Source organism: Flagellimonas pacifica (assembly GCF_900215465.1).
GTDB classification, from domain to species: Bacteria; Bacteroidota; Bacteroidia; order Flavobacteriales; family Flavobacteriaceae; genus Flagellimonas; species Flagellimonas pacifica.
Window position 1 is genome coordinate 286,612 of record NZ_OBEH01000005.1, and the last position, 10,714, is coordinate 297,325.

The window sequence follows — 10,714 nt, forward strand, 5'->3', positions numbered from 1 at the left end:
GATAATTTTAAGATTGACATTTTGTATACTTTTTCTTTGGATGAGCAATGCAAATTGTCAATCTAAAATGGTCTCAATTAAAGGCGGAACTTATATTCCACTTTACGGAAGAGACTCACTAAAAGTTACGATTTCAGATTTTTATATGGATGTATATCCCGTTACCAATAATGAATTTATGGGGTTTGTAAAAAAGTTTCCAAAATGGCAAAAATCAGAAGTAAAAAAGCTATTTGCAGATGCAGGATATCTTATGAATTGGAAATCCAACACTACTTTAGGGGACAATCAAGCATTGAATGCTCCAGTTATTAATATCAGTTGGTTTGCTGCCAATGCATATTGCGAATGTCAAGGAAAACGTTTGCCAACAATTGATGAATGGGAATATGCTGCCATGGCCAATGAAGAGATGCCTGATGCCAGAAAGTTAAAAACTTACAACGAATATATATTGGGTTGGTACGAAAGGCCAAAAACATTCAATAATATAGTTGGTTCTACCTTTAAAAATTATTGGGGAGTTTACGATTTACACGGTCTAGTTTGGGAATGGACTTCCGATTTTAATTCTGTGATGGTATCTGGTGAATCTAGAAAAGATGTGGATAACGATAGTAATTTATTTTGCGGAAGTGCTGCTATTGGCGCCACAGATTTGATGAATTATGCCGCCTTTATGCGTTACGCTACCCGCGGAAGTTTAAAAGCGAAATACACCATGAAAAATTTAGGATTTAGATGTGTTAAAGACAAGAATAATGAAGCATTTTAGACTACTACTCACACTCTTAGTATTGTTAATTTCATGTATTGCCTGCAAGGACAAAACCTCTACTGACTCCAATAATCAAGGCATAGTGTATCAATGCCCCATGAAATGTGAAGGAGAAAAGACACATGGAACTGCTGGCAGTTGTACAGTTTGTAAAATGGATTTGAAACCCGTAGAAATCTCTGTATCCGAAAGTATAGCGGTTGACGGGATTTCCGACGAATCTATTTTTAATTTAACCTCTAAATGGAATACTGAAGAAGGTGATTCCATTGAGTTAGAAGATTTAAAAGGAAAAACGCTTGTCATGGTCATGATTTACACTACCTGCAAAGCTGCTTGCCCTCGGTTGGTTGCCGATATGCGAAACATAGAAAAACAAATTCCGGAAACCTTTAATAAAAACTTGCAATACGTATTGATCAGCATTGACCCCAAAACTGACACACCAACACACTTAAAAGCCTTTGCAAAAGAGAATCTCATGGATGCTACCCATTGGACATTCCTTCAAGGTACTGAAACAGGTGTAAGGGAATTTGCTAACGTATTGGCGGTAAAATACAAACAAATTTCACCTATGGATTTTTCCCATTCCAATATAATCAGTGTGTTTAATCCACAAGGAGAACTGGTTCACCAGCAACAAGGGCTAGGTGTTGATAATAGGGAAACCATAAAAAAAATTATTGAAACAGTTAAAAAACAACAGGTCTAATAAGCAATCACAATCTAGTCTAAGCTAGTTCATAAAGTATTCTATCTGCTGCTCATACCTGACCCATTTAAGATTACTTTATGCGATTGCTCTTTAGACCTTAAAACAAACTTAACAATGATGCTACATGATTTGAAGAACAATACCATAAAAACTTTGGACAATCATATGGATGTGCCTTACTATAAGCCTATTGCCAAAGAGATAGAGGTGTTTGAGCATTCGTATGCGCAAAAGCTGTCGTTTCTTTTGAAAGGGCCAACAGGTACAGGTAAATCTCGTTTTATAGAATTTATGGCGCACCGATTGGGTAAAAAACTAATTACAGTAAGTTGTCATGAAGAAACTTCATCAACCGATTTAATTGGGCGTTACATTATTAAAGGAGCTGAGACCATTTGGTTAGATGGCCCTTTAACCACTGCGGTTAAAACAGGTGCTTTTTTATATTTAGATGAAATAGCAGAAGCAAGGCCAGATGTTATTGTAGCCATCCATTCCCTTACCGATCACAGACGTGAACTGTTTATTGATAAACTGGGAGAAACCATAAAAGCACATCAAGATTTTATGTTGGTAGCTTCCTTTAATCCAGGGTATCAACGTGGATTTAAAGAATTAAAACCTTCTACCAGGCAACGTTTTGTAGCTGTTTCTTTCAGCTATCCACAGGCTAAAATAGAAGCTGATATTTTGGTGAATGAAACCAATATATTGGAACCCGATGCAAAAAAACTGGTAAACATTGCCAATAAGATCAGGAACTTAACGGAGTTGGGCCTTACCGAAACCGTTTCAACGCGATTGTTGGTGGATGCCGCTAAATTGATACGTTCAGGCTTGCCAAAACGATTGGCCGTGCATGTAGCCGTGGTGGAACCACTCACCGATGACATTGAAATAGTTAGTGCATTGAACGATTTGTGCGACTTAATGATTTAAAGTAACACTATGTTCGAGTTTGAACCCGATGAATACATTTTCACCAAATTTGCCCACTATTTTAAACGGCGAAGAAAGAAAAAAGAAGCAAGTTTGGCACATGCAGTTACCCTGAGTGAAGTAAAGCCCCGCTTGACCATTTTTGCACGCGCCATTACAGGAAAACCCATAGAACTTTATGAAGCGGAAAGAGAGGGAGGCTATAAAAACAATAATTTCTTTTTACCATCAAAGTATGCCGAATTTTCAATGGTAGAAGAAAATGTATCCTTTTATCTATTTAGAATTCTGTATCTGGCAACCCAAAAGAACTTAGGCCTCAACTGGAAAGATGTTGGGGAATATTCACAGCAAGAGTCACAGAACAAAGCAAAGGAAACTTCACTTGTGGTATTGAACCATTTGTTCAATGATTTTCCAATAACCAAGAGGTTTTATCGAAAATTCACTTCACATTATTTCGAAAAAACAAAACCAACTTCAACACCTGATTTTTCTTTCATTTACGGAAAATGGATGCGCAACACCTCTGAAGAACAATCACAAGAAAAGCTGGAAAATTTTTCGGAAAAAGTTAAAACAGTAAACCAAGAGCAACCTAAAACTACGTTAAAAGCCAATGCGGTAGAAGAAATAATATCGGTTCAAATAGATGAAAAACAAGTAGAAGATGCGGTTTTGCAACATCAGTTTGAAAAGGTGGAAACCGCGGATGAATTTGGCGGGAATTTTAGAAATATGGATGGTGAGGACGAGTTGGACGATCATGCCAATGCCCTAGAAGACCTGAACATGAAATTTACAGTGCGGGTAGATGATACAGCACATTCCGTATACCAAGCCGATTTTGTAGAGAATACTACTATTGCTGAGAGTGCTGATAGTGGTGACCATGGGTATTTTATCGATTATGATGAATGGGACCATGCAAAACGGAGCTACAAGGAAAATTTTTGCAAAGTCTACCCTAAAGCCATCATAAAAACAGATATTCCCTATTATAAAAAAGCACTTTCGGAAAACCGTTCTACCCTCTTGGGCTTGCGAAAAATGCTGACAAACGTCAATAACAGATACCAACAACAACGTAGACAGACGCAAGGGGAAGAATTTGATTTGGATGCTATTACCGACCTATTTGTAGATGTGAATTCAGGACATACCCCTTCAGAAAAAATATACCTGTCCAAACGTAAAAAAGAAAAAGATCTTTCCATTTTATTACTATTGGATAGTAGTTTATCCAGTGATGGATATGCTGCGGGAAATCGGGTTATCGATGTAGAAAAGCAAGTATCCATCCTGTTCGGTGAAATAATGGATGAGTTTGACATCGATTTTTCAATCAATTGCTTTTATTCTAAAACAAGAAATCACTCCACTTATATCACCATGAAAGGCTTTGATGAAGATTGGAACAAGGCAAAATTTAAAATAGGTGCCATAGAACCCCAGGGGTACACACGTATTGGCCCCGCATTAAGACATTCGGGAGCTTTATTGGATAAAAGGAACACCAAAAATAAATGGGTAATTCTAATTTCTGATGGAAAGCCCAACGATTATGATCGGTACGAAGGAAAGTATGGAATAAACGATGTAAAACAGGCTTTGCGAGAACTCAATGAACGCCAAATAAACTCATATGCATTAGCTATAGAAGCTCAGGCAAAGTATTACCTCCCACAAATGTTTGGGCAAAATCATTATCAGATTTTGACCACACCGGTAGAATTGTTGCAATCGCTTGTAAAGCTCTATGAAAAAATTAAGCACCAGTCATAGAAACCATACCTGAATAGTTATGAACCAAGAGGCTGTCGATCATAAGAACATCTTTTTTCCACCTGGGGGAATCTTACTCTGGATCATCATTTTTTTAGAGCTGATGACCTTTGGTGTCGCCTTGGTAATTATGGTATATGAAAGCAAAGCCGAACCCGTTCAGTTTCATGATTCAAGATTGTTGTTAAACGTAACATATGGTATGATCAATACCATCTTCTTGCTGACAAGTGGCTTTTTTATGGCTCTTTCCGTTAAAGAAATGAATTTTTATGGAAAGCAGAGGTTGAAAAAATATCTGCCGGCAACCATACTTTTTGGAAGCCTCTTTCTGTTGCTGAAGAGTGTGGAATACTACGAAAAAATTGAAGCTGGATTGGGAATGGGGCACAGTACATTTTTCAACTATTATTGGATGCTTACCTTGTTTCATGTAATCCATGTTATAGTAGGCCTGATCATTTTAATTTCGGTTTATGTTGGGATAAAAAAAGAATCCACCACAATTGAAGATATAGAGGCAAGTGCAGCTTTTTGGCATATGTGCGACTTGATTTGGCTGTTGTTGTTCCCAATGCTTTATTTACTCTTTTAAAATGGGAAAGACCATAACAATCACTTGGGTATTTTTATTGGTTTTGACCATTACTACCGCATTAATTTCAGAGATAAAGGATACTTATATTTCAGTTTTAATATTAATCCTCGCGGCATTGAAATTTACAGCTGTTTCGTTTCAGTTCATGGAACTAAAGAAAGCACATTTATTTTGGAAAATTTTGATTTTAAGCTATTTACTATTGTTCATAGCACTAATTATAATCATTTTCTAAAATTCTAAGCCATAAAACAAATACTGATTTTACACAGTTATGGCGAAAACACATTCTTTCCATATCCCAGTTACGTAAATAGGATTTACAATAAACTCTTCCTATTAGGTTTAAAGATTTGAATTGACCGGGTAACATTATTGGTCGATGATATCTTGTTGAAAAAGATGAGATTGCTGAAAAAAAGTAAAATCTTAGGACAAAAAGAACAACATCTTACCTGAACTTGATAGATACTTTGTCAAAGAAAAAGTTTGAATTTAGTGATAGAGGGTTTGGTGTAGCGCAACGTAATTGGCTAGACTTCCAAATCCTTCAACGAGATGTATCTTCCCTTAAGTTTGATTTCATCGACAAACTCTTTTAATGTTTTATCCTTAAAATCATTGAGAATTTTTTTCTTAAACGGAACTACTGTAAAATGAACAGGACATGGGTTCTCATCTCCACATGTAGACAATCCCATAAAACATTGTTCAAACTTATCAGTACCATCAATACACTTTATAACATCCCAGACCGAGTTTTCAAGATTCTCTTTGTCAAGAAAAAAACCTCCTGTGGGACCTTTAAAGGATGAAACCAATTTGTTTTTGGCCAGCTGTACCAATAATTTAGCTAAAAAGGGTTGAGGAGCTTCTAGTGCTTCGGCAATGTTTTTTACTCCTATTTTTTCTTCCTTTTCAGCATGCATAGCTAAATAAAGAATTGAGCGTATACCATATTTACAGGCATTGGACAGCATAGGTTCATTTTTTTTCAAAAGTATATAAAAAGATATTTTAATCTTAATTATATGGTCGCATTTAAAACACCATATGATTTATATCATGCTTTATGGTCATGCCCTATAGTATTTTAACACGATACTTAATTGTGACCAAGGTGAATCTTAAAGAAAAAATATTACAACTTAAAAAAGATAAAAACGCTATCATCCTTTCACATTATTACCAAATTCCAGAAATACAGGAAATTGCTGATTACGTGGGTGATAGTTTGCGGTTATCTCAATTGGCAGCAGCAACAAAAGCTGATATTATTGTCTTCGCTGGAGTTCATTTTATGGCCGAAACGGCAAAAATCATCAATCCATCAAAAAAGGTTCTTCTGCCTGATTTAAGTGCTGGTTGTTCTTTGGCAGAATCTTGTTCGGCAGATACTTTTGAAAAGTTTGTGAATGCACATCCTGACCATATTGTGGTTACCTATATAAATTGTAGTGCCAAAGTCAAGGCTTTAACTGATGTTGTATGCACATCATCCAATGCATTAAAGGTTATTGAATCCATTCCAGAAAACCAACCTATCATTTTTGCTCCAGATAGAAATTTGGGTCAATATATAATTAAGAAAACTGGCAGGAACATGTTGCTCTGGGACGGAAGCTGCTTGGTTCATGAAGCATTTTCCATCGACAAATTGATTACACTCCATAAAAAGTATCCGGATTATAAGATTATAGCACATCCAGAATCTGAGGAACATATTCTTAAAACGGCTGTCTATATTGGTTCAACATCGGGCATGATCAATTATGTGAAAGCACACCCCAATGATAAGTTTATAGTTGCAACCGAAGCAGGCATCTTACACAAAATGTGGAAAGAAGTACCTACGGCAGAATTGATTCCTGCTCCTGCTAAAGAGGATAACACCTGTGCCTGTAGTGAATGTGCATATATGAAAGTAAATACTATGCAAAAACTACATGACTGTTTGCTAAATGAAAGTCCGCAAATTGATGTGCCAATGGATATTCGAGAAAAAGCATTGGTTCCTATTGAACATATGTTAGAACTTTCCAAATAAATGATAACAACTAATTATTTAGTAGTAGGATTCGGTGTGGTTTAACCTGTAGTCTTTCTTAATTGGTCTTTAAAAATATTGCCAATTGCGATCAAGACGACGACACTGGCCAATACTAAATACCAGAAATAATCAACGGCCAAGGATACCTTCAACCAAACTACAAAGCCTTTGTAAAAAATAAGCCCTTCGGTCAATATAAATCCTATGACGTAAATCAGGACAGACTCTTTGGTAAGTAAGATTAATTTAAAGTAATCTAAAAACACCAGGAGAGCTAAACTAACTACACCTAAAAAAATCCAATGTAAATATCCAATTACAAAATCCATGTTATATGAAATAACAGCAGCAAAATATGGGAATGCCCCCAATAATTGGAGGAAGAGTTTAACTAAAAAAAGTAAACCAATTGTTTTCAAGAGCCGGTAAAATAGTTTTGGTCCTATTTTTTTCATTCTCTTTTTAACAAGAAACAGTTGTTTTGCCAAAATCACCATAGCAAGAAACTGTAATAAAGCTCCAATGCCTGAAATAACATAGATTAAAATAGGTGGTTTCATCCATAACAATGAAATACCAAAAGTCAAAACTGCACCAGCATTAATGGTCCAAAAAAAATGATTAAAACTCTTTTTTTCGAGTACAATCCCTTGTTTCTCCAGAATGTGAATTAATATTCCAAATAACGCCATTACAAACCATCCATTATATTGAAAATGTAAGTAGAAATAGATTGCATTTCTGTAAAGATCTGATCCACTTCCTGCAGAAGCCATAATAGCACCCAATGCCCACGGACCAATACTGGACATTGCCATAAACCATAGTGAAACATGTATGCATCTATAGGAGTTTGTTCTCTTCTGTTCTTTAGTTGTGTATCTAATAAAAAGCCAGACAAATGAGTAAGAAGCAAATAGAAAAAGAGTAGAGAAAATTATTGAAAACAGGGCGTAGCCTGTAAATGGAAAGGTTAAGAGCATCCCAACTATTGTTATTTGGGTGCACCAAAATAGGATACGGTATTTTTTTTCTATTGAAGCATTACCCAGGTACAATTTGTAAATAAGGGTTGTCAAAGCAGTATAAACCCATCCCAGTAAGGCCACGTGCGAGTGAGTGTGTACTATAAACTTGTAATCCGCAGGGAGGTCAACTATTTGATAGAGCCGCAAGAAAACTCCTAAGAACGCAATCAAAAAGAAGTAAATCAAAGCAAAAAAGCTGTGTTTATTTAAAAAGGACACTGAACTCTAATTATCATATTTAAAATATTTGCTTCAGCTAAATTAGTTGTAAACAAAGAATTGAAAATGGAGTGCCCCAGATTTTGGAACACTCCATTTATCCTTCATTAAAAGTAAGGAAGTTTTTCTAGCTCATTTTTTCTTCCAATGCTATTGCCTTAGGATGTAAAATGTTATTCTCTAGATGAATATGAAGATGCAAGTCTTGCTCAAATTCCTCTAATTTAGCATATAAGGCCCTAAACGTGTTACATGCTTCGGGCGGAGGTGAATATTTATTGGTCAACCTGGCGATTTCCTTAAAAATGTTACCGGCATTTTCATGTTCGTGTTCCATCATTCTTATGGGGTTATTTACAGACCCAAAAGGAGAGGAAACTTGACTCTTGCCTTCCTCTTTTTGAGATGCAACTAACTGTTTTATGTATGGAAATAAAACTTCTTCTTCTTTCTGAAGATGCAAGAGCAGCTCATTGGCCACATCATGAATCAATTTATTTATTTCAACAACCTCCTTATAATGCTGTCCATGAACCCTTGCCACTTTATTGGCGTATTGCAATAACATTGGCAAACTCTCATTTACATAGGTATGATGAACATTGATTATATGATCAATCAAAAAGTTGATGGCCCATTTATCGTAGTCAAGGATACGCTCTGAAATGGTATCAACCACAACAAGCTCTTTTTCCAAAAGTGCTTGGTCCACATTGTTTTTTGCACAAGCATTTTCTATGGAAATGCCTCCTCCACAGCAAAAATCTATTCCATGTTTTTTAAAGACATGTGCGGTCTTTATGTTCTCGGTAACAAAATCTGCTACAGTTTTATCTCTGCTAGTTTCCATAAAAATGCTTTATTGAAGTGAAATTATTTGTTGTCGTTTTGAAAAAGAGTTGGTTTTATAACCAACATGGCCCAACCCCAATTGTTTGTATTATTGTCAAAGTTTCCTTTAAGTATTTCCATACCTTCAGATTCAAACATATGTGAATAGCCCAGCTTCAGGGTAACATATTTTTGAATGCCATGGGAATAAACAATATCCAATTCGTTACCTAATTGATCATTGCTAAAATCTGCTGCTGCCGAGAAATTATGAAGAGCAAGGTTTAAACTGGAGGTGTCATTAAGTTTGAAGCTTGCTTTTGCGTGAATATCCAATAGACCAATATTGTCGATATGATTGCCTACATAAAAATAATCCATTAACCCATTAAACTTGTGATTGGTTCCGTACAACGGATTAAAGGCCTCATTTTTTCCATTAGCTGGAATTCCATTGTCATTACCACTTTGCAACTCAAATCCCAAGCCAAAAGTTGTGTTCTCAGTTGCTTTATAATAAGTCTCCAGACCAATTAAATATGCATTTAAATCATTATTCAATACGTCTTTTCCAAACTGATAATATAGGTTACTTGTAAACCTAAATTTGCCTACAGCATAGTTAAGATGAGAACCAACCGTCTGACCATACCTTGTTTCATTGGCATTGGAATCTATCGTATCAATAAATTGTAGGCCATTGTTTAAAAACAGAAAACTTCCAGAAAAGTTCTCCCAATCTTTATGCAACCAAACATATTGAAACGCCTTATAGGTGTTAGTGGTTAGTGTGTTGCCGGTTAAAGATTCGCCGTCTTGATTAAAAGCAAGGCCAAAATCCATTTTAAAACTATTATCAATGTATTTAAGCATAGCCACGTCATGGCTCCTCGCCTGCTGAGCCCAGTCCACATTGCCAAAAAAGCGACTGTCATCATAAACGATTTCTTGGCGGCCTACTTTTATGGAAAAACTAGAATTAAGGTCAATTAAAGCCCATGCCTGATGAATCGCAAGTCCACTATTATCGGCAGTATTGAGCTGCGGCACATCTCCCCAAACCCTCACATCTTGAAAGCTCAAAAAGAAATCCATTGTTTCCATGCTGTAACCAGCATTTAATCTTGTTCGTTGAGATATAAAAGCAGCTGGATCAGAATCATCTGGAAAAAGCGTTTTAAAACCATGTCTGTATTCAAATCGTGGTTTTAGTTCAGCATCGATTTTTAGTTGGGCATTCGTTACTGTAAATGCAAATAAAAAAGCAATTATTAGGAATCTGTTCAAAAGAAAAATATTAAAAGGTTTTTTTATCTTTTATTATACGAAGGTATGTTCATGTTATAGACAGGAGTATGATATTTATCATATTTTCAATTCAATTACGCATGAGTAGCGTTTCTTCAATCTGTTGGGACAGTTGTTTGCTCATTATGAGTATCATAAACAAATCCCTAGGAAACATCTATTTATAATTCTTATAGCATTTAAGAGGGTGAAAAACTGACATTATTGAAAATTGCCTTTATATTTTTATGGGTATCAACCCAATCTACATGGGACCGAGGGTTCGAGTCTAGTATAGGTCACTGGAACCGTTATCAAAGAAAAATAAAATAATTAGGGCACACTTTTCTTAAGAAGCGATTAATCAAAAATAGTCCGATAAAGCGAACGTGGCTGTTGCAGAAGTGCTCTGTGCGCAAGATATCGACCCTAGTATGCTGTTCTTGCCGAAGCTTTAGGAGAGTTGGTCTTGGTTGGATTT

11 protein-coding genes are annotated in these 10,714 nt (G+C 35.9%); 7 read left to right on the top strand and 4 right to left on the bottom strand.

All coding sequences use genetic code 11. The annotated features are described in order from the left end of the window. Positions 1-67: 67 nt before the first annotated feature. The 6 genes from CRO15_RS16185 (at position 68) to CRO15_RS16210 (ending at position 5,053) form a co-directional block, all read left to right on the top strand. Entirely contained in the window at positions 68-775 is a 708-nt protein-coding gene (locus CRO15_RS16185) for a formylglycine-generating enzyme family protein (protein ID WP_097046917.1), read from the top strand. Continuing rightward, the gene (locus CRO15_RS16190; protein ID WP_243396995.1) at positions 762-1,493 is read left to right on the top strand and encodes an SCO family protein; all 732 of its coding nucleotides are present in this window, start codon (positions 762-764) and stop codon (positions 1,491-1,493) included. The genes CRO15_RS16185 and CRO15_RS16190 overlap by 14 nt, the downstream gene beginning before the upstream one ends. Positions 1,494-1,610: 117 nt before the next feature. Next, on the top strand, positions 1,611-2,435 hold the full coding sequence (locus CRO15_RS16195; RefSeq protein ID WP_280950973.1) for a CbbQ/NirQ/NorQ/GpvN family protein: 825 nt from the start codon (positions 1,611-1,613) through the stop codon (positions 2,433-2,435). Positions 2,436-2,444: 9 nt separating this feature from the next. Beyond that, positions 2,445-4,220, top strand: a complete 1,776-nt coding sequence (locus CRO15_RS16200; RefSeq protein WP_097046898.1) for a nitric oxide reductase activation protein NorD — start codon at positions 2,445-2,447, stop codon at positions 4,218-4,220. Between the two features lie 19 nt (positions 4,221-4,239). Next, on the top strand, positions 4,240-4,815 hold the full coding sequence (locus CRO15_RS16205; protein ID WP_097046899.1) for a cytochrome c oxidase subunit 3: 576 nt from the start codon (positions 4,240-4,242) through the stop codon (positions 4,813-4,815). A 1-nt stretch (position 4,816) separates the two neighbouring features. Beyond that, positions 4,817-5,053 (top strand): cytochrome C oxidase subunit IV family protein, encoded by a 237-nt coding sequence (locus CRO15_RS16210; RefSeq protein ID WP_097046900.1) that lies wholly within the window; start codon positions 4,817-4,819, stop codon positions 5,051-5,053. A 298-nt stretch (positions 5,054-5,351) separates the two neighbouring features. Here the strand turns inward: CRO15_RS16210 and CRO15_RS16215 are convergent, their stop codons facing one another. Beyond that, a complete protein-coding gene (locus CRO15_RS16215) occupies positions 5,352-5,816 on the bottom strand; it encodes an RrF2 family transcriptional regulator (RefSeq protein WP_243396996.1) in 465 nt (154 codons plus the stop codon). Between the two features lie 80 nt (positions 5,817-5,896). Between CRO15_RS16215 and nadA the strand changes: the two genes are divergently transcribed. After that, positions 5,897-6,865 carry a quinolinate synthase NadA gene (gene nadA / locus CRO15_RS16220; protein WP_097046920.1) on the top strand — a complete coding sequence of 323 codons (969 nt, stop codon included), beginning with the start codon at positions 5,897-5,899 and terminating at the stop codon, positions 6,863-6,865. A 41-nt stretch (positions 6,866-6,906) separates the two neighbouring features. Here the strand turns inward: nadA and CRO15_RS19970 are convergent, their stop codons facing one another. The 3 genes from CRO15_RS19970 to CRO15_RS16235 all read right to left on the bottom strand — a co-directional run bounded on the left by CRO15_RS19970 (position 6,907) and on the right by CRO15_RS16235 (position 10,233). After that, entirely contained in the window at positions 6,907-7,644 is a 738-nt protein-coding gene (locus CRO15_RS19970; RefSeq protein ID WP_243396997.1) for a hypothetical protein, read from the bottom strand. A 598-nt stretch (positions 7,645-8,242) separates the two neighbouring features. Then, entirely contained in the window at positions 8,243-8,965 is a 723-nt protein-coding gene (ric, locus tag CRO15_RS16230; RefSeq protein WP_097046903.1) for an iron-sulfur cluster repair di-iron protein, read from the bottom strand. Between the two features lie 23 nt (positions 8,966-8,988). Beyond that, complete coding sequence (locus CRO15_RS16235; RefSeq protein ID WP_097046904.1) at positions 8,989-10,233, bottom strand: alginate export family protein; 1,245 nt, start codon at positions 10,231-10,233, stop codon at positions 8,989-8,991. Between the last annotated feature and the right edge of the window lie 481 nt (positions 10,234-10,714).